This is a genomic window from Halomonas sp. RT37, from assembly GCF_040070525.1.
Lineage (GTDB): Bacteria > Pseudomonadota > Gammaproteobacteria > Pseudomonadales > Halomonadaceae > Halomonas > Halomonas litopenaei.
The window spans coordinates 3,350,427-3,370,791 of the sequence record NZ_CP098827.1; the positions used below are offsets into that span (position 1 = coordinate 3,350,427).

At 61.8% G+C, this 20,365-nt stretch carries 14 protein-coding genes and 2 tRNA genes; 5 read left to right on the top strand and 11 right to left on the bottom strand.

The window, feature by feature from the left end; genetic code table 11:
• Positions 1 to 29: 29 nt before the first annotated feature.
• The 7 genes from lpdA to sdhC all read right to left on the bottom strand — a co-directional run bounded on the left by lpdA (position 30) and on the right by sdhC (position 9,515).
• Positions 30 to 1,466: a dihydrolipoyl dehydrogenase gene (lpdA, locus tag NFG58_RS14630; protein WP_045992946.1), complete on the bottom strand. Its 1,437-nt coding sequence runs from the start codon at positions 1,464 to 1,466 to the stop codon at positions 30 to 32.
• 66 nt (positions 1,467 to 1,532) lie between these two features.
• Complete coding sequence (gene odhB / locus NFG58_RS14635; protein ID WP_348826838.1) at positions 1,533 to 3,119, bottom strand: 2-oxoglutarate dehydrogenase complex dihydrolipoyllysine-residue succinyltransferase; 1,587 nt, start codon at positions 3,117 to 3,119, stop codon at positions 1,533 to 1,535.
• A 39-nt stretch (positions 3,120 to 3,158) separates the two neighbouring features.
• The gene (locus tag NFG58_RS14640) at positions 3,159 to 5,996 is read right to left on the bottom strand and encodes a 2-oxoglutarate dehydrogenase E1 component (protein WP_108133235.1); all 2,838 of its coding nucleotides are present in this window, start codon (positions 5,994 to 5,996) and stop codon (positions 3,159 to 3,161) included.
• Positions 5,997 to 6,297: 301 nt separating this feature from the next.
• Positions 6,298 to 7,008, bottom strand: a complete 711-nt coding sequence (locus tag NFG58_RS14645) for a succinate dehydrogenase iron-sulfur subunit (protein ID WP_045992949.1) — start codon at positions 7,006 to 7,008, stop codon at positions 6,298 to 6,300.
• Between the two features lie 12 nt (positions 7,009 to 7,020).
• Complete coding sequence (gene sdhA / locus NFG58_RS14650) at positions 7,021 to 8,793, bottom strand: succinate dehydrogenase flavoprotein subunit (protein WP_045992950.1); 1,773 nt, start codon at positions 8,791 to 8,793, stop codon at positions 7,021 to 7,023.
• Between the two features lie 3 nt (positions 8,794 to 8,796).
• Positions 8,797 to 9,144, bottom strand: coding sequence for a succinate dehydrogenase, hydrophobic membrane anchor protein (sdhD, locus tag NFG58_RS14655; RefSeq protein WP_045992951.1), 348 nt, complete (start codon positions 9,142 to 9,144; stop codon positions 8,797 to 8,799).
• The gene (gene sdhC, locus NFG58_RS14660) at positions 9,138 to 9,515 is read right to left on the bottom strand and encodes a succinate dehydrogenase, cytochrome b556 subunit (RefSeq protein WP_045992952.1); all 378 of its coding nucleotides are present in this window, start codon (positions 9,513 to 9,515) and stop codon (positions 9,138 to 9,140) included. The genes sdhD and sdhC overlap by 7 nt, the downstream gene beginning before the upstream one ends.
• A 477-nt stretch (positions 9,516 to 9,992) precedes the next feature.
• Between sdhC and gltA the strand changes: the two genes are divergently transcribed.
• Positions 9,993 to 11,279, top strand: a complete 1,287-nt coding sequence (gltA, locus tag NFG58_RS14665; protein ID WP_222517158.1) for a citrate synthase — start codon at positions 9,993 to 9,995, stop codon at positions 11,277 to 11,279.
• Between the two features lie 215 nt (positions 11,280 to 11,494).
• On the top strand, positions 11,495 to 12,391 hold the full coding sequence (locus tag NFG58_RS14670; protein ID WP_348826839.1) for an NAD(P)-dependent oxidoreductase: 897 nt from the start codon (positions 11,495 to 11,497) through the stop codon (positions 12,389 to 12,391).
• Positions 12,392 to 12,902: 511 nt separating this feature from the next.
• Here the strand turns inward: NFG58_RS14670 and NFG58_RS14675 are convergent.
• From NFG58_RS14675 to gltX, 3 genes are all read right to left on the bottom strand, one after another.
• Positions 12,903 to 12,978: transfer RNA gene (locus NFG58_RS14675), tRNA-Glu, on the bottom strand.
• 17 nt (positions 12,979 to 12,995) lie between these two features.
• Positions 12,996 to 13,071 (bottom strand) — tRNA-Ala (locus NFG58_RS14680).
• A gap of 331 nt (positions 13,072 to 13,402) precedes the next feature.
• On the bottom strand, positions 13,403 to 14,890 hold the full coding sequence (gltX, locus tag NFG58_RS14685) for a glutamate--tRNA ligase (protein WP_045992955.1): 1,488 nt from the start codon (positions 14,888 to 14,890) through the stop codon (positions 13,403 to 13,405).
• A gap of 166 nt (positions 14,891 to 15,056) precedes the next feature.
• Between gltX and NFG58_RS14690 the strand changes: the two genes are divergently transcribed.
• Positions 15,057 to 15,809, top strand: a complete 753-nt coding sequence (locus NFG58_RS14690; protein ID WP_348826840.1) for an SDR family NAD(P)-dependent oxidoreductase — start codon at positions 15,057 to 15,059, stop codon at positions 15,807 to 15,809.
• A 103-nt stretch (positions 15,810 to 15,912) separates the two neighbouring features.
• On the top strand, positions 15,913 to 16,503 hold the full coding sequence (locus NFG58_RS14695) for a helix-turn-helix transcriptional regulator (RefSeq protein ID WP_162816469.1): 591 nt from the start codon (positions 15,913 to 15,915) through the stop codon (positions 16,501 to 16,503).
• Between the two features lie 653 nt (positions 16,504 to 17,156).
• Here the strand turns inward: NFG58_RS14695 and NFG58_RS14700 are convergent.
• On the bottom strand, positions 17,157 to 17,693 hold the full coding sequence (locus tag NFG58_RS14700; protein ID WP_348826841.1) for a hypothetical protein: 537 nt from the start codon (positions 17,691 to 17,693) through the stop codon (positions 17,157 to 17,159).
• Positions 17,694 to 18,071: 378 nt separating this feature from the next.
• On the opposite strand from NFG58_RS14700, the gene NFG58_RS14705 reads away from it, so the two are divergent.
• Positions 18,072 to 20,354 carry a collagen-like triple helix repeat-containing protein gene (locus NFG58_RS14705; protein ID WP_348826842.1) on the top strand — a complete coding sequence of 761 codons (2,283 nt, stop codon included), beginning with the start codon at positions 18,072 to 18,074 and terminating at the stop codon, positions 20,352 to 20,354.
• Positions 20,355 to 20,365 lie beyond the last annotated feature (11 nt).

Below are 20,365 nucleotides of genomic sequence, written 5' to 3' on the forward strand. Positions count from 1 at the left end.
CCTAGGATTACCGGGCGCTTGTTGTCTTGCTAGCGCTTCTTGCGGTTGGCCACGTGGATGGCGTGCCCTTCCACCGCCAGCGCTGCCTCGTGCACCGCCTCGGACAGGCTCGGGTGCGCGTAGCAGGTCAGCGCCAGATCTTCGGCGCTGGAGCCGAATTCCATGGCGATAACGCCCTGGGCGATCAGCTCACCGGCGTGCTGACCGACGATGTGCATCCCCAGGATGCGATCGGTCTCGGCGTCGGCGATGATCTTGGCCTGGCCTTCGGTGGCGTTGTTGGCCATGGCACGGCCACTGGCGGCGAACGGGAAACTACCGGTCTTGACCTTGATACCGGCGGACTTGGCGTCCTGCTCGTTCATGCCGACCCAGGCCACCTCGGGGTGGGTGTAGATCACGCTGGGAATGGCGTCGTAGTTCATCTGCGCCTTGTGGCCTGCGATGATGTCGGCCACCATCACGCCCTCTTCGGAGGCCTTGTGGGCCAGCATCGGGCCACGCACGCAGTCGCCGATGGCGTAGACGCCCGGCACGCTGGTGCGGCACTGGTCATCGACGTGGATGAAGCCGCGCTGATCCAGTTCGACGCCCAGGCCGTCGGCTACCACGCCCTTGGTGTAGGGACGACGGCCGACACAGACGATCAACTTGTCGAAGGTCAGTTCCTTCTCACCCTCGTTGTCCTCGTACTTGACGACGACTTCCTCACCCTTGACCTCGGAACCGGTCACGCGGGCGTTGAGCTTGATGTCCAGACCCTGCTTCTTGAGCAGCTTCTGGGTCTCCTTGGCGATGGCCGAGTCGACCATCGGCAGGAAGCTGTCCATCGCCTCGAGCACGGTCACTTCGCTGCCGAGGCGGCTCCACACGCTGCCGAGCTCAAGGCCGATGACGCCGGCGCCGATGACGCCCAGACGCTTGGGCGTCTCCTGGAACTCGAGGGCGCCGGTGGAATCGACGATCAGACCCTCGGTCAGCGGGGTCGGCGGGATCTCCACCGGCACCGAGCCGGCGGCGATGACGATGTTGTCCGCCTCGACGGTGCTGGACTCGCCGTCCTTGTCGGTGACCTCGACCTTGTTCTTGGCCACGACCTTGCCGGTACCTTCGATGGCGGTGACGCCATTGGCCTTGAACAGCCCGGAGATGCCGCCGGTCAGCTGCTTAACGATCTTGTCCTTGCGCGCCATCATCTTGGACACGTCCATGCTGACGTCGCCGGCCTGGATGCCCATGTCGTCGAAGTCGTGCTGGGCCTCGACGAACTTGTGGGAGGCCTCGAGCAGTGCCTTGGACGGGATACAGCCCACGTTCAGGCAGGTACCGCCGTGCACCACCTTGCCTTCCTTGCCGATCCACTTCTCGACGCAGGCGGTCTTCAGACCCAGCTGAGCAGCACGGATGGCGGCCACGTAGCCACCCGGGCCCGCGCCAATGACGATCACATCATACTTGTCGGCCATGTTGGCTCCTGTTCGTTCTGTGTGCAGAGGCTCTGCAGTAAATCCCTGTCGCTGCCACGGTCAGGCTCAGATTTCCAGCAGCAGACGCGCCGGATCCTCGAGCAGCTCCTTGATGGTGACCAGGAACTGTACCGCATCCTTGCCATCGATCATGCGGTGGTCGTAGGACAGCGCCAGATACATCATCGGGCGAATCTCGACCTTGCCGTTGACCGCCATCGGACGCTCCTGGATCTTGTGCATGCCGAGGATCGCGGTCTGCGGCGGATTCAGGATCGGGGTCGACATCAGCGAGCCGAAGATGCCGCCGTTGGTGATGGTGAAGGTACCGCCCTGCATGTCCTCGATGCCCAGCTTGCCTTCGCGTCCGCGCTTGCCGAAGTCGACGATGCCCTTCTCGACGTCGGCGATCTTCATGCTGTCGGTATCGCGCAGCACCGGCACCACCAGGCCACGGTCGGTGGATACGGCCACGCCGATGTCCTGATAACCGTGGTAGACGATGTCGTCACCGTCGATGGAGGCGTTGACATCAGGGAAGCGCTTGAGCGCCTCGGAAGCCGCCTTGACGAAGAAGCCCATGAAACCGAGCTTGACGTCGTGGGCCTTCAGGAAGGTGTCCTTGTACTGGGAGCGCAGCTCCATCACCGCACCCATGTCCACCTCATTGTAGGTGGTCAGCATGGCAGCGGTCTGCTGAGCCTGGACCAGACGCTTGGCGATGGTCTTGCGCAGACGGGTCATCGGCACGCGCTTCTCGGGGCGCTCGCCTTCCACGGCCGGGGCTGCGGTGGCGCCGGAGCTGGCCTTCTTGGCCGGCGCGGACTTCTTGGCGCCGCCGTCCTTGACCGCCTTGAGCACGTCTTCCTTGAGGACGCGACCGTCCTTGCCGGTGCCCTTGATGGCACTGACGTCGAGGTCGTGCTCGGCGATCAGCTTGCGCGCGGCAGGCGCCACGATCTTGTCACCGACCTGCTCGTCGCTGTCGCCATCGTCGGCGCTGGCCTTGGGCGCTTCCTGATCGGCGGTATCGGCAGAGCCACCGCCTGCACCCACCTCGAACACCGCCAGCACGGCCTCGGACTCCACGGTGTCGCCTTCCTCGATCTTGATCTCGGCCAGGGCGCCATCTTCCGGTGCGACCACCTCGAGCACGACCTTGTCGGTCTCGATCTCGGCCAGCACTTCGTCACGCTTGACCGCTTCGCCGACCTTCTTGGTCCAGCTGGCGACGGTCCCTTCCTGCACCGACTCGGGGAAGCTCGGTGCCTTGACGTCGCGCTTCTCGCCGCCGCCCTTGGGCGCTTCGGCCGGCTTCTTCTCAGCCTTGTCGTCGGACGCTTCGGAAGCGGCTTCCCTGGCGTCGTCCTCGTCTTTCTCGGACGACTCCTCGGACGCTTCCTTGGACTCGCCGCCGCCTTCACCGATGCGGCCCAGGACCTGCTCGGACTCCACGGTGTCGCCTTCTTCCACCAGCACCTCTGACAGGGTGCCGGCTTCCACCGCCACCACCTCGAGCACGACCTTGTCGGTCTCGATCTCGACGATCAGTTCGTCACGCTCGACGCTGTCACCCGGCTTCTTGTGCCAGGTACCTACGGTGCCTTCGGCAACGGATTCCGGAAAGGATGGTGCCTTGATCTCGGTAGCCATGTCGTATCCTTAGTGTTCTCTCTCTTCCCGATGGTCGCCTTAGAGATTGAAGGCGTCTTCCACCAGTTGGCGCTGCTGTTCGGTGTGTACGGACATGTAGCCCGCCGCGGGAGCCGCCGATGCCGGACGTCCGGCAAACTTCAGCTGACCGCCCAGGCCGTCCTTGAGCGAATCGGCGACGATGCGCAGATTGTGCTGCATGGAATACCAGGCGCCCTGGTTCAGGGGCTCTTCCTGACACCAGACGATGTCGGTGACGCCGCTGTAGTCCTTGAGCGTCTCGATCAGCTCTTCCTTGGGGAACGGATAGAGCTGCTCGACGCGCACGATCGCTACATCGTCACGCAGGTTCTCCTCGCGCCAGTTGGCCAGATCGTAATAGACCTTGCCCGAGCACATGATGATCCGCTCGACCTTGGACGCATCACGCTGTCCCTGGTCGGGCAGCACCATGTTGAAGCTGCCGTTGGCGAGGTCCTCGAGGCTCGAGGTGGCTTCCTTGTGGCGCAGCAGGCTCTTCGGCGACATCACCACCAGCGGCTTGCGCAGCGGGCGAATCACCTGACGGCGCAGCAGGTGATAGATCTGCGCCGGGGTGGTCGGCACGCACACCTGCATGTTGTGCTCGGCGCACAGCTGCAGGAAGCGCTCGAGACGCGCCGAGGAGTGCTCGGGGCCCTGCCCTTCGAAACCGTGGGGCAGCAGCATGGTCAGGCCACACAGACGACCCCACTTGGTCTCGCCGGAGGAGATGAACTGGTCCACCACCACCTGGGCGCCGTTGAAGAAGTCACCGAACTGCGCTTCCCAGATCACCAGCGCGTTGGGCATGGTGGTCGAGTAGCCGTACTCGAACGCCAGCACCGCCTCCTCGGAGAGGAAGGAGTCATGGATAGTGAAACGCGGCTGACCGTCCGCCATGTGCTGAAGCGGCACGTAGGTGGAACCGTCGGCCTGGTTGTGGATCACCGCATGGCGGTGCGAGAAGGTACCGCGTCCGACATCCTGACCGGTCAGGCGAATCGGGTGCCCCTGCTCGAGCAAGGTGGCGTAGGCCAGGGTTTCGGCGAAGCCCCAGTTCATGGCCAGCCCACCGCCCTGCATCTTGCGGCGATCATCGTAGATCTTGGCGACCTGACGCTGCACCTTCACCCCGTCAGGGATCTCGCACATCTTGGCGGCAAGCTGCTTGAGCCGCTTCATGTCGAAGGTGGTATCGGCGTGCCCGGTCCACTCGTGACCGAGGTACGGCTTCCAGTCGACGAACAGTGAGGTGTTGGGTTCCTGCACCAGGGCGTTGGCCACGTGATTGCCGGCGACCAGATCATCGCGATACTTCTCGACCACCGCCTTGGCTTCGTCTTCGCTCAGCACGCCCTGCTTGACCAGGCGCTCGGCGTAGATCGCACGAGAGGACGGATGGTCCTTGATCTTGCGGTACATCATCGGCTGGGTGCCGGAGGGCTCGTCGGCCTCGTTGTGGCCGCGGCGGCGGTAGCACACCAGGTCGATGACCACGTCCTTCTTGAACTGCTGACGATAGTCCAGGGCCACCTGGGTCACGTGGAGCACCGCGTCGGGATCGTCACCGTTCACGTGCAGGATCGGCGCCTGCACCATCTTGGCGATGTCGGTGCAGTACTCAGTGGAACGCGCGTCCTCGGGATGCGACGTGGTGAAGCCGACCTGGTTGTTGATGACGATGTGCACCGTACCACCGGTCTTGTAGGCACGGGTCTGGGACATCTGGAACGTCTCCATGACCACGCCCTGACCAGCGAAGGCGGCATCGCCATGGACGTTGATCGGCAGCACCTTGCCGCCATCGACATCGTCGCGGCGATCCTGGCGAGCGCGCACCGAGCCTTCCACCACCGGCGCCACGATTTCGAGGTGCGAGGGGTTGAAGGACATCGCCAGGTGAACCTCACCGCCCGGCGTCATCACGTTGGAGCTGAAGCCCTGGTGATACTTGACGTCACCGGAACCGCGCTCGATCAGCTTCTTGCCGTCGAACTCGTCGATCAGCTCGCCGGGGTTCTTGCCGAGGATGTTGACCAGCACGTTGAGGCGACCGCGGTGGGCCATGCCGATGACCACTTCCTTGGTGCCGTAGCTGCCCGCGCGCTGGATCAGCTCGTCCATCATCGGAATGAAGGTCTCGCCACCCTCAAGGCCGAAGCGCTTGGTGCCCGGGTACTTGGAGGCCAGGTAGCTTTCCAGCCCTTCGGCCGCGGACAACCGCTCGAACAGCTGCTTGCGGCGATCATCACCATGGTCCGGAGCCGAGCGCACCGACTCGAAACGCTGCTGCAGCCAGCGCTTCTCTTCGGTATCGACGATATGCATGAACTCGCAGCCGATCGAACGGCAATAGGTGCGATCCAGCGCATCGACGATTTCCTTGAGCGGCGCCTGGTCCTTGCCCAGGAAGAAGGAACCGGTCTGGAACTCGGTATCGAGGTCGGCCTTGGACAGCTGGTGGAACGCCAGATCAAGATCAGGCACCGGCTTCGGATCACGCAGCCCCAGCGGGTCGATGTCGGCCTTCTGGTGGCCCCGGAAGCGATAGGCGTTGATCAGCTGCAGGACCTTGACCTGCTTGCGGCTCTCTTCGCTGTCGACAGGCGTGCTGCCGGCAACGGCGGTGCGACGTTCGCGGCCAAGCTGATAGAACTGATCACGGATCGGTGAGAGGGGGGTCTCGTCGGACGGGGCGCCTTCCTGGCGTGACAACTCGTCGAAGTAATCGCGCCATTCATCGGTGACGGCGCTAGGGTCGTCGAGGTACTGCTCATAGAGCGCTTCCACGTAGTGGACGTTGCTGCCCGTCACGTGAGAGGAGCGCCACATCAACTCCATTATGCCTTGTTGCATCTCTCGGTCACCCTGCACTGATGGGGTGGTAGTGGGCTCGATGCTCGTGATCTACCGCGGGCGTGGCGCAGGCCCCTCAGTGGAAGGCGTCCTGCCCATCGTCACCCTTGGCACTGACCATCATCGAGCGCCCTGGTGGTTCTGCCGCGGTCATCGGGGCCGCGGTCGATCTGCCTAGCGGTCTTGCATCATGCTCAAAAGCCGGTGCCCATGGCACCGGCTCCTGACGCTGTCATCCGGGGGCGCGACAGGATGCCGCGCCCCCGGACCGAGCCCATGATAACAAGCCCGGCGCCACGATTTAAGTGGCATTCGCCAGCAACATCTCACGGATCTTGCCGATCGCCCGAGTCGGGTTAAGCCCCTTGGGACAGACCGCCACGCAGTTCATGATGCCGCGGCAACGGAATACGGAGAACGGATCCTCCAGCTCCGACAGACGCTCCTGGGTCGCCGTATCGCGGGAATCCGCGAGGAAGCGATAGGACTGCAGCAGGCCGGCGGGACCGACGAACTTCTCCGGATTCCACCAGAACGACGGGCACGAGGTCGAACAGCAGGCGCATAGAATGCACTCATACAGACCGTCGAGCTTGTCGCGCTCTTCCGGAGACTGCAGGCGCTCGATGGCCGGCGCCGGCGTGTCGTTCTGCAGGTACGGCTGGATCTTTTCGTACTGCTTGTAGAACAGCGCCATGTCGACCACCAGGTCACGAATGACCGGCAGACCGGGCAAGGGACGCAGTACCAGCTTGTTGTTCTTGACCACCTCGGACAGCGGGGTGATACAAGCCAGGCCGTTCTTGCCGTTCATGTTCATGCCGTCACTACCACAGACGCCTTCACGGCAGCTGCGACGGAAGGCCACGGAGCTGTCGTCCTCCTTGATCATCTCAAGCAGGTTCAGCACCATCAGGTCGCGACCCTGGGTGTCGACCTCGAACTCCTGCATATAAGGCGCGGAGTCGGTTTCCGGGTTGTAGCGGTACAGGGATACCTGAAGCTTGGACATGTTGACTCCCCCTTAATAGGTACGGATTTTCGGCTCGAACTTGTCGACGGTCTTCGGCGCGAAATTGACATCGCGCTGGCCGACCCGCTTCTCGCCGGGGAAGAACATGGAGTGCTTCAGCCAGTTGGCGTCGTCACGATCCGGATAGTCGTAGCGGGAGTGCGCACCGCGACTCTCCTTGCGCTCCAGTGCCGCGATGGCGGTGGCCTCGGCCACTTCCATCAGGTTGTCGAGCTCGAGAGCCTCGACCCGGGCAGTGTTGAACGCATGGGACTTGTCGGCCAGATGAGCGTTGGCGATCCGTCCACGCAATTCGGCCAGCTTCTCGACGCCCTCGACCATGTTCTTCTCTTCGCGGAACACGCCGAAGGAGTTCTGCATGATGCTCTGCAGCTCGCGCTTGAGCTCAGGCACGCTCTCGCCGCCTTCGGACTCGTTCCAGCGAGTGATGCGTTTCATCGCGGTCTCGATGTCGGACTCGCGGGCATCCAGGTACTCGATGCCTTCATTGAGCGCGCTCTCGATGTACATGCCGGCGGCACGCCCGAACACCACCAGATCCAGCAGCGAGTTGCCGCCCAGGCGGTTGGCACCGTGCACGGAGACACAAGCTGCCTCGCCACAGGCGTAGAGACCATTGATGATCTGGTCGTTGCCGTCGGCATCCTGGGCAATCGCCTGACCATGCACGTTGGTGGCGATACCACCCATCATGTAGTGGCAGGTCGGCACCACCGGGATCGGCTCCTTGGCCGGATCCACGTGGGCGAAGGTCTTGGCCAGCTCGACGATGCCCGGCAGACGCTTGGACAGCACCTCCTCGCCCAGATGGTCGAGCTTGAGGAAGACGTGATCGCCGTCTTCACCGCAACCACGGCCTTCGAGGATTTCCATGACCATGGAGCGCGCAACCACATCGCGGCCGGCGAGGTCCTTGGCGTTCGGCGCATAACGCTCCATGAAGCGCTCGCCGTCCTTGTTGACCAGGTAGCCGCCTTCACCGCGACAACCTTCTGTCACCAGCACACCGGCACCGTGGATACCGGTCGGGTGGAACTGCCACATTTCCATGTCCTGCATCGGCACACCGGCACGCAGCGCCATGCCGATACCGTCACCGGTGTTGATCAGGGCATTGGTGGTGGAGGCATAGATGCGACCGGAACCGCCGGTGGCCAGCACGGTAGCCTTGGACTTTACGTGCACCACTTCACCGGTCTCGATATCCATGGCGATACAGCCGACCACGTCACCGTTGGCGTTCTTCACCAGGTCGACGGCGTACCATTCATTGAGAAAGGTGGTGTTATTTTTCAGATTGTTCTGGTACAGCGTGTGCAGCAGAGCGTGTCCGGTACGGTCGGCCGCGGCGCAGGTACGGGCCGCCTGGCCGCCTTCGCCAAAGTTCTTGGACTGACCGCCGAACGGGCGCTGATAGATCCGCCCATTGTCGAAACGGGAAAACGGCAGGCCCATGTGCTCGAGTTCGAACACCGCCTTCGGCCCCTCGGAACACATGTATTCCGCAGCGTCCTGGTCGGTGATGTAGTCACCGCCCTTGACGGTGTCGTACATGTGCCAGCGCCAGTCGTCGTTGGGGTCGGAGGAAGCGATGGCACAGGTAATGCCGCCCTGGGCGGACACGGTGTGCGAACGCGTCGGGAAGACCTTGGACAGCACCGCGGTCTTCTTGCCGGACTTGGCCAGCTCCAGCGCCGCACGAAGGCCGGCACCACCGCCACCGATGATGATGGCGTCAAAGGTCAAACTACGCATGGTTGACATGTATCAGGCTCCCCACAGCACTTGGATGCCCCAGACCAGGAACACGAAGATGGCAATGATGATGACGGACTGGGTGCCGACACGAATGGCGGTCGGCTTGATGTAGTCGGTGGTCACGGTCCACAGGCCCACCCAGGCATGGGCGGCCAGCGAGACGAAGGCCAGCAACGAGAAGATTCGCATCCAGGTCTGCTCGAACAGACCGCTCCAGGTGGCATAGTCGAGCTGCGGATGAGCCAGCAGATAGACCACCAGAAAGACCGTGTAGAGCGCCATGACAACCGCACTGGCGCGCTGGATGATCCAGTCGGACAGGCCGCTGCGGCTGAAGCTCGTGATGTTGGTTACCATACCCAGACTCCCGCCAGAATGATCAGGACAACGCTCGCCACGATGGTGATCTGCGCCTTTTTCACCGCACCTTCCAATGACACGCCGATGTTGGCGTCCATAATGAAGTGCTTGCAGCCGGCGACGAAGTGGAAGGCCAGAGCGGACAACAGTCCCCAGGCCACCAGCTTGGCGAAGAAGTTGTGCGCCAGCGCATCACGTACGGCGTCGAAACCGGCCGGCGAGGACAACGAGGCGTCCAGCGCCCAGAAGCCGAAGATCAGACCGACGAAGAGAATGACGCCAGTGACCCGGTGGGTAATCGACGTCAAGGCGGGAAGGGGGAAGTGGATCGTGGATAGATCCAGATTTACGGGTCGTTTGCTATTCACGGCTCTCTACACACTCTCTTGGCCCACTCTACGACATACGGGCCAGAGGCCCGAGCGGGCGGTGGTTTTGGGAAGGGCGCTGTCGTGACCCAACCTGCGACAAGTTGGACACGACCTCCTGTTCCTGCCAGTCGCGGCCTGAATTATAGGGACATGCCCCCACCATGACAAATGGCATGACCATGCAATTTGGCGAACGCTTCGTCGGAAAATGCGGCAAAGCTGCATAAAAATGCGACTTCGTCAAGTTGCTGCACTGCAAAAGGACAGCCTATGATGCAAAGCATCATAACCTGTACAACACCTATACTGCTAAATGAGCATAGTACAACAGCAAGCGTTCAATGGGAGAATTGACAATATCCTGAACGCTTCTATAGTGGGCGAACCTTTTTTGCCGGGCGACCCCCTATTCGTCGGCACGTTAGTGAGAAATGACAACGTATCGCTCCATATCGAACACGAAGGAGGCCTGACATGGCTGAGAGAAAAGCGACCCTGACGGTGGATGGTCTGGAGAAACCTGTCGAACTTCCCGTCCATTCAGGCACCCTCGGCCCCGACGTCGTTGACGTGCGCGGACTCGGAGCGGAAGGCCTCTTTACCTTCGACCCCGGCTTCCTGGCCACCTCTTCCTGCGAATCCGGCATCACCTACATCGATGGCGCCAACGGCGTGCTGCTGCATCGCGGCTACCCGATCGAGCAACTGGCCAAGCATTCCAACTTCGTCGAGCTCTGCTACACCCTGCTGTTCGGTGAACTGCCGGACGAAGAGCAGTACAAGGACTTCGAGCACCGGGTGCGCAACCACACCATGGTCCACGAGCAGATCGCCAACTTCTTCAAGGGCTTTCGCCGCGACGCCCACCCCATGTCGATCATGTGCGGCGTGATCGGCGGCCTGGCAGCCTTCTACCATGACCACCTAGACATCACCCAGGCGCAGGACCGCGAGATCAGCGCCATTCGCCTGATCGCCAAGATGCCGACCATCGCGGCCATGTCCTACAAGTACAACATCGGCCAGCCTTTCAACTACCCGCGCAACGACCTGAACTATGCAGAGAACTTCCTCTACATGATGTTCAGCAATCCGTGCGAGCCTTACGAGATCAATCCGGTCTACGCCAAGGCCATGGACCGCATCTTCATGCTGCACGCGGACCACGAGCAGAACGCTTCCACCTCCACGGTGCGTCTGGCAGGCTCCACCGGCGCCAACCCGTTTGCCTGCATCAGCGCCGGCATCGCGGCTCTGTGGGGTCCAGCCCACGGTGGCGCCAACGAAGCAGTGCTCAACATGCTCGACGAGATCGGCGACGACTCCGAAGAGAACATCCAGCGCTTCATCGACAAGGCCAAGGACAAGGATGACCCGTTCAAGCTGATGGGCTTCGGTCACCGCGTCTATCGCAACTTCGACCCGCGCGCCAAGGTCATGAAAGAGACCTGCGACGAGGTCCTGGAAGAACTGGGCAAGGCCGACGATCCGCAACTCAAGATCGCCAAGCGCCTGGAGCAGATCGCCCTGGAAGACGAGTACTTCGTCGAGCGCAAGCTCTACCCGAATGTCGACTTCTATTCCGGCATCATCCTCAAGGCGATGGGCATCCCGACCAACATGTTCACGGTCATCTTCGCGGTATCCCGTACCATCGGCTGGATCTCGCACTGGAACGAGATGATCAGCGAAAGCTACAAGATCGGTCGTCCGCGCCAGCTCTACACCGGGCATCCCAAGCGCGACTACCCGTCCAAGTAATTCGCCGACCAGGTAATTCGCGTGGCGCCCGCTGCCCCATGCAAGGGAATCGCCGCCACGCCAGAAGACGCACCATCCCGCGTCGCATTACCATGAAAAGGGCCGCCCTCCGGGGCGGCCCTTTTTTTGTTCAACTTTTTTGCCCAACGGATGAACGGACACGCCTACCGGCGCTATGCTGACCCCCTCTAGCGAAACAACAAAGGAGCGTTTTCATGAGTCAAGACATCTCCACCGTCGCCTTTATCGGCCTTGGGGTCATGGGCTACCCCATGGCAGGCCATCTCGCCGAAGCCGGACTGACGGTACGGGTCTACAATCGCACCCGAAGCAAGGCCGAACAGTGGTGCGAGCGCTTCGACGGCAGCCATCATGCGACACCCGCCGAGGCCGCCAGCGGCGCCGATCTGGTACTGGTGTGCGTGGGCAATGACGACGACGTTCGCGAGGTCACCACCGGGCCCGACGGGGTACTGTCGACGCTCTCCCAGGGCGCCATCCTGGTGGACCATACCACCGCCTCCTCGAGCCTCGCCGAGGAGCTCGACCAGGCCTGCCAGAAGCAGGATGTGGGCTTCATCGATGCGCCGGTCTCCGGCGGCCAGCAAGGAGCAGAGAACGGCGCCCTGACCATCATGTGCGGCGGCCAGGAGGAGCACTTCTCCAGGGCAAGGCCGGTACTCGAGCACTATGGCAGAGCCGTAACCTTGATGGGCGGCGTCGGCGCCGGACAGCTGACCAAGATGGTCAACCAGATCTGCATCGCGGGCCTTGTCCAGGGCCTCGCTGAAGGCCTTCATTTCGCCGAGCAAGCGGGTCTCGATCAGGAGCGGGTGGTCGAGGTCATCAGCCAGGGAGCCGCCGGATCGTGGCAGATGGAGAACCGTCACGCGACCATGATCCGTGACGAATACGAGCATGGCTTCGCCGTCAACTGGATGCGCAAGGATCTGGATATCTGTCTGAACCAGGCGCGTCAGCTGGAGGCTCGCCTGCCGGTGACCGCCCTGGTGGACCAGTTCTACGCCGACGTGCAGGCAATGGGGGGTGGGCGCTGGGACACGTCCTCATTGCTGCGACGCCTGCGCGAAAGGTCTGACAGCAAGGACTGACATTTTCCATACCTGCCGGGCCAGCGCCCTCCTGCTGGCCCGACCTTCCCGCGCCGCCGGCATGCGCTCATGGGCCAACATCCCCCTCTCTTCTCAAGCCCCTTTCACCCCGCCCAGCGTTTTCCACACTTTCTGTGGATAACCCTGTTCACAACCTATCGAAACCGCCCTCGAATCGCCATGAACTGGGCATTGGACTTAGATTGGTTAATTTTTAACCTGTCGCAACACGTTGATTTTGAAAGGAAAAAATATAAATCGCGCAACCACGGGCGTTATCCCCGTAGCAGAGGCTGACCGGGGGAAAAATGCGTCACTGGTGGACAAGAGGAAGGTTCTGTCAAGCCGTACAAGACAGTTTTTGCAAACCATCCACAAGCAAACTGAGGCTTCGTGCAAATCACGAAGAGCTCACAAAGCGAATGGTGATAACAAGAGGAGAGACCACGGAGTTCACAACGATTCATGCGAAAGCATGAATCCATGCGGAGCAGACGCTACGCACAGGAAGTGGCGTCCCATAGGGGGTTCGAACCCCTGTTCCCGCCGTGAAAGGGCGGTGTCCTGGACCACTAGACGAATGGGACGCAGCCTGAAACGAGATTGGTGGAGCCTAGCGGGATCGAACCGCTGACCTCGACACTGCCAGTGTCGCGCTCTCCCAGCTGAGCTAAGGCCCCATCTCGTGAAGACGAGACGTATCTTACGGATATCATAAGATTTGGTCAACCCCGGAAGCGCCAAAATTTTTCGGTGTCCCGGCCATGGCGATGCCAAGGTGATGGGGTGCCAGCAGGCCTCCCCATCTTTTTCATCATGCCGCCGGCAGCTCGCGCTTTTTCTCAGGTCAGCTCGCGGCGCGCCTTCTCGAAGCGCTTGGCCTGCCTCCTGGAGACGCCACCCAGCACGCCGATGGCGTGACGCAGGCGGGCGCGGGGGAGCTAAACGTATCAAGCGCCATGGCGATGGGGGCTCGCAATAACGCCTCTCCCCCACCGCCATCACTTGTCACTATTCCGCCGGCAACTCGCGATATTCCTTCTCGAAGCGCTTGGCCTGCTTCTTGGAGACGCCACCCAGCACGCCGATGGCGTGACGCAGGCGGGCGCGGGTCATGTCGGAGCCAAGAATCGCCATGGCGTCCATCACCGAGGTGCTCGACGAAGAGCCGGTGATGGCGATAAAGACCGGTGCCAGCAGTACCTTCATCTTCAGATCGAAGTGGCTGCCCAACAGCTTGATCTCGGCCAGCAGCGCGTCCTTGTTCCAGCTGGACACACCTTCGAGCCGCCAGACCAGGAACTGCAGCAGCTTGACGAGATCTTCACGCTCCAGGTTGATCCCGTCGAAGCTTGCTTCGCTGATGGCGGGCAGCCCGGAGAAGAAGTGCCCCGCCAGAGGCGCCACGTCGGACAAGGTATCGACCCGCGTGCGCACCTGGGGCAGGATCTGCGCCACATAGTCTTCATTGAAGGCCCAGGTCATCAAGGCCTGGAGAAAGGCGCGGTCGTCCAGGTCCTCGCGCAGGTAGACACCGTTGAGCCAGGTCAGCTTCTCGAGATCGAACACCGGGCCACCCAGCGATACCCGCTGAATGTCGAAGTTTTCCATCATCTCGGCGAGGGAGAACTTCTCTCGTTCGTCCGGCATGGACCAGCCCATGCGTCCGAGATAGTTGGTTACCGCCTGGGGCAGGAATCCCATACGCCGATAATAGTTGATCGAGGTAGGGTTCTTGCGCTTGGACAGCTTGGACTTGTCGGGATTGCGCAGCAGCGGCATATGGCACAGCTCAGGCATGTCCCAGCCAAAGTACTCATACAGCAACTGGTGCTTGGGCGCCGAATTGATCCACTCCTCGCCACGCAGCACGTGGGTGATCCCCATCAGGTGATCGTCCACCACATTGGCCAGGTGATAGGTCGGCATGCCGTCGGACTTGAGCAGGATCTGCGCATCCACCTGGGCCCAGTCCACCTCGATGGCGCCACGCAGCATGTCCTGAACGACGCAGGGGCCGCTTTCCGGCACCTGCATGCGCACCACATAGGGCATGCCCTCTTGCTCGCGACGGGCCTGTTCATCGGGATCAAGCGCCAGATCGGCCGGCTTCAGCGCCAGGTGCAGCCCCTGGGCCTTGCGCGCCTCACGCAGCTCGTCGAGCTCCTCGCTGGTGCGGTAACACTTGAAGGCATGGCCGGCATCGATCAATCGCTGGGCGTGCTCGGCATAGATGTCTCCTCGCTCGCTCTGACGATACGGACCATGCGGGCCGCCTACATCGGGTCCTTCGTCCCATTCGAGCCCCAACCAGCGCAACGAATCGAGGATCATCTGCTCCGACTCGGCGGTGGAACGAACACGATCGGTGTCCTCGATGCGAAGGATGAACTCTCCCCCATGCTGTCGAGCAAAGCACAGGTTGAACAAGGCAATGTAGGCGGTTCCTACGTGGGGGTCCCCGGTGGGCGACGGGGCGATACGCGTGCGAACAGTCATAACGTCCTGCATCCTGAAGTCGTTGAAGCCAAGCTGGCGGCGTGGGCGCATTATACGCACCGACGAAGCAATTGCGCAGGACCCGGCGGGATTCGCGAAACTCTGAAATCGTCACCCCGTGCGGGACTCGAACAGGTTGCCACCCCACCCAGGCCAGGAGAGCGACATGGACAGACTTCCCGACGGCTATCGCGCCCTCGTCATCGGCGGCAATGGAGGCATAGGTCGCGCCGTCGTCGATCGACTGCTCGCCGACCCACGGCTGGGGCAGGCGACCGTCGTCAGCCGAACCTCCTTTCAGGCCTCCTCTTCTCGCCTGGAAGCGATCGAAGGCGATGTCACCACTGCACAGGGCCGGGCTGACCTGGGTCGAGCCCTTCACGGCCCTGCTGGCCAAGCCGTTCCTCTTCACCTTGTGGTCAACGCCATTGGCCTGTTGCACGACGAAGCAAGCAACATTCAGCCCGAGAAACGCCTGGAGGACCTCGACGAAGCCGCCCTGACGACCCTTTTTCAGGTCAACGCCGCCACGCCGGCCTTGATGCTCCAGACGCTGCTTCCCCACCTCAAGGGCTCCCATCCCACCACCGTGGTCAGCCTATCGGCACGGGTCGGCTCGATCGGCGATAACGGCCTGGGCGGCTGGTACGCCTACCGCGCCAGCAAGGCCGCCCACAACATGCTGATGAAAACCGCTGCCATCGAACTCAAGCGATTGAATCCCCAGTCCTGCGTGCTGAGCTTCCACCCGGGTACCACCGACAGCTTGCTGTCACGCCCCTTTCAGGCCCGAGTCCCTGAGCACAAGCTATTCACCGCCGACTTTGTCGCCGACCGACTGATGACCATGGTGCAGCAGCGTGGCCCCGACGACAGCGGCGGCTTCTTCGACTGGGCCAACGAGCCGATCACCTGGTAGTGCGGCATAGGAACCGTCGAATATCGTTGACGCCTGATATTGCACAAGAGGTGCTTATGAATGAGTATTCTAAATTCTCTTTATGTGTCGACAGGAAGGTTCCATGGACGCGCTGGGTCCGCGCATCAAATCTTTGAGGTTGGCAGCCGGCTTGAACAAGGCGGCGCTGGCTCGCCAGGTCGGGGTCTCTGACGTCACCATTTCCTACTGGGAGTCCGGCACCATCAAGCAGATCGGGCATGAACGCCTGGTGGCACTGTCACAGGCCCTTAACTGCCCCCTGGCACACCTGCTGGAAGGAGAACCGAGCCGACCATCTCCCCTCTACCTGAGATCGACCCTGCCGCTGCCCTGGCAGGAAGTCGCCCACAAGGGGATCGATCTGCCACTGGAGCTGATCCCGGAGCAGCGTTGGGACGGTGACTGCCACCTGGTGACGCCAGCACCGGATGAGCACTTCGATTTTCTGGGACCGCTGGATCTGGCCGCCGTGGCTCCGACCGAGATATTCCGGCAGCCGGGACTCTATCTTGTGGCGGAGGAAGATACCCTGTACCTGCGCCGGGTCGCACAGGACAACAACGGGCAACTGACCTTTCAGCGCCAGGGCCAGACCACCACCATGCCTTATCACAGCGGCATGCGACTCAAGGCCAAGGTGGTAGCGCTATGGCGTAGCGAGTCAGCGACCTGAGGTGAGACGAAAAGCAGAGATGAAACCAAAAGCAGTCGGCCGGGCCTGACGTTTCATCTCTCGCCTACCCAGATCATCCAACCAGGCGCCCAAGCCCCGAGAGCGAGCCCGACGGGGCAGGTCGGTCACTCCGGCCTGACCGTCCCTTGCCGCCTCTGCCCTGCCCGGCAGTCTTGTCGCCACCGCTCTCTGTGCCTTGCCCTTCTTATCCTCTGCCCTTCTTATCACTTGCGTTTCTTATCTCTTGAGCTTCTTATCCCTGGCGCCGTTTATCCCTCTTACTTATAAGTCGGCGATGGCGTCCAGGCGCGTTCGACGCATGACGTCCGCTTCCAGCCATCTTCCAGGACGCTTTTCTGGAACACTTCTCCAGAACTCTTCTCAAGAACGTTGCCCCGAGAACTCTTCCCAAGAACTTTTCCCAAGAACTTTTCTCAAGCATGTTTTCCGAGAACACTTCTCAAAGCCTTTTCAGATACATCTTCTCAAGAACTTTTCGCAAGAACTTTGCCAGGAACACTTCTCAAGAACACGTTTCCGGAACGATTTCCAAAAACGATTTCCAAAAGCGACTTCCACGGGCGGTCTGTAACAACTTCCTGCTGCGTTCGCGTCTTAAGGACACTTATCAAGGGCTGCTTTCAAGGGTTGATTCACGGGCTTTGCTGCACTTCGACATCGTCCAGCGTTCGTCGCACTTCCTGCCCTACCAGAAACCGCTGGCTAGCCTTGATGATCTTGCCCAGTCCATGCTCCGACGTGGCAACCAGCGGCCCATCAAGGTGCTCGCCGCTCGGCCCGATCCGCGCCTTGACCTCGGCGGGCTGCACGTCAGCAGGCGCGGTGACCAGTTCGATACGATAGTAGCCATCGGGCAACCCGCTACCGGGACCGTAGGGCCCGGCTGCCACACTGCCCTCACGCACCTCAGTGCGTGACTGCCAACGCACATTGCTGGCCTCGCGCACCACTCGAAGCTGGACTTTAGTGCCTTCCGGCAAGTTGGTCGTGGCCGCCACATGCATTCGCCGATCCGACGCCAGCCGGATATCCAGCGACACCGTCACCGGCTCGTCCAGCGCCGCTACCGTCATCGGTTCAGGTTCAGGTTCATCAGCTCGGGACGTCACCCTTTCGACAGAACCGGACGCGATGTCTCGCTCACCGCTCGGCTCCGAAGGGTGACTCACTGTTGAATCTCCATCACAGGCCGCCAGCACCCCGGCAACCAAGGCTCCTGCGACCAACATTACTACAAAACGCCAAGGGCTCATCATCACCTCTCCTTGCTGCTACATGAGCCTAGCACGGTGCTAGTTCAGTGTACGCCCGAGCGCCCCGCCCTTTTCAAAACAACCTTCAGCACAATCACTTCATAACACCTTTCATTACGTTTGATAACACTTAAACACCAATTAAAACCCATAAAAAGCTAATAAAAAGGAATCATGCGTAAAGATGCATCTACGCTAAATATTCAACTACAAGAGTTTTAGAAAGCCCATACTGGCTTCATTGCCTTTCCACCAAGATAACCATTACATCCGGACTAGGTGAGGTATAAACCGATGACTTTGCAACGAAAACTACTCGTTATTGCTCTCGCCAGCGCGATGGCGACCCTGACCGCCTGCTCTGGTGATTCCAGCAACTCTCGCACCCTGGCCAGTAACAGCCAGGACCCGATTACCAGCGGTGGCGACGATGGCTCCGGTGGCGCCGGTGGCGATGGCGGCTCAGGTGGCGATGGCGGCTCCGGTGGCGATGGCGGCTCCGGTGGCGATGGCTCCGGTGGTGATGGCTCCGGTGGCGATGGCTCCGGTGGCGATGGCGGCGATGGTGATGGATCCGACGGCGGCGATGGCGGCGATGGCATTGCCCGCTCATCGCTGGAAGGTGTATTCCTGGCGACAGCCGATACCAGCGACGGTGTAGACACCACGCTTACTGACATCGGGAACGGCATCTCCCAGCAGAGCGCCGTCCCTCAATTGGCCAGCGTCACCGAACCTGCAGGTACGATCGTCTCCGAAACGGGCGATGCGGTCGGCGACATCTCGAGCGGCATACGCGATGGTGTCGGCAGCCTCAGTACCAATGACAACTATCTGGGCACCACCGCCGCAGGCGTGACCAACGGTGTCGGCGAGCTTGGACAGGCAGTTTCGGCGACAGGAGACACCGTTGCCGGCCTGGGCGAACTGCCCGTAGTGATGGAACTCGACGCCCGAACAGGACTGGTGACCAAGCTCGGTACCACCGTCAATGGGCTCGGCGGCAAGGTGGAGCGCGCAGGCGACGCACTCAGCGTTAATTTCGAGGATTCCAGCGAGGTGCTCGGGGCCACCACTACCAAGCTTGGTGTTGCCCTTCGTCCTGTGCTGCTGGGCACCGACGGCAAGGTCACACGCGTCGGTCAAGCGCTGGTGTTGCCGGCCCAGGCCGGCAACCTGCTGCTACGCACCGGTGGCACCCTGGCCGACCTCGGTCAGCGTATCGGTGAACGCTACTCTCTGCTTGGCGGCGCCGGCGATAGCGTGACCGGCAGCGGTAATATCGTCATCGCGACCGGCGAGCTGCTCGGCGGGGGTGAAGGCGACAATGGCTCAGGCGGCGGCCTCGGCGGACTGCTCGATGGCGATACCAGCGCGCCTGAAGACGGCCGCACCGACCTGGAGCGCACCGTCGCCAGCGCAGGACAGACCGGCGCCGGTGCTGGAGACGCGGTCACCGCCCTGGGCGATGGCATTTCGCAACAAAGTCTGGGAGGACGTGGAGATTTCGTCACCGACGGGCTGGGCAATGTCATCAGCAATGGCGGCCAAGCCGTATCCGGGCTCAGCAACGGACTCGACAATGGTCTGGGCAACTTCTCGAATAACCCCAACGCTGTGGGAACCACCTTGGCCGACGGCGGTGTAGCGGTCTCCGAAACCGGAGAGGTGGTATCCAGCCTCGGCGCCACCGTCGGCAACCTGAACCAGCTCCCCCTGGTCATGCAGCTCGACAACCGCAGCGGCGCCATCACCCAGCTCGGCAGCAGCGTCGCGGCCCTTGGTGGCGGCGTGACCCAGGCCGGTAACGTGCTGACCCTGAACTTCAACGACGATGGCTCGCACCTTGGTGGCCTGACCCGCGAAGTGTCGGCGGTATTGCGCCCCGTTGTCATCCAGACGGATAGCGGCGTTACCCAGCTCAGCCAGGCCCTGGTGGTCGGCCCCGAGGTAGGCAACGTGCTGATCCAGGCCGGCGTAGCGGTAGATGGACTGGGTGGCCGCCTGGGCCAGGGCAATGACCTCGCCGCTGGCGTGGGTGGTGCTGTCAGTGGTGTCGGAGGCATCGCCGCCAACACCGGCAGACTGCTGGGCGGTGATGAGGCTCGACTGCTTTCACGCCTCGATGGTCAGGGACTCAGTCAACTGGAATCTGCCGGACTGCTGGGCCAAGGGGCTCTGCTCTCGGACCTCGGAGGAAGCCAGCAAGGCGGCCTCGGGGGCGGACTCGAGGCAGGGCTTGGCGACCAGCTTGGTGGTGACAGCAACCTCATCGCCGGACTCAACGATACGCTGGGCGGCGGCAGCGGCTTGACCGCAGGGCTTGGCGACACCCTCGGTGGCGACAGTGGCGGCGGCCTGGTCTCTGGCGTCTCCGACACCCTGACCAGCACCCTCGGCGGTGGCGACAGCGACAGCGGCGGTGGCCTGGTCGGCGGCACCCTGGACGCCGTCGGTGGCGTGACCGAGAAGCTTACCGGTGACATGGGTAGCAGCCAGGACGGCAGCAGTAACGACTCCAGCAGCAATGACGGCCTGGTCAGCAACGTTCTGGGAGGACTGCTGGGCAGAAACTGATCTCGCCTGAC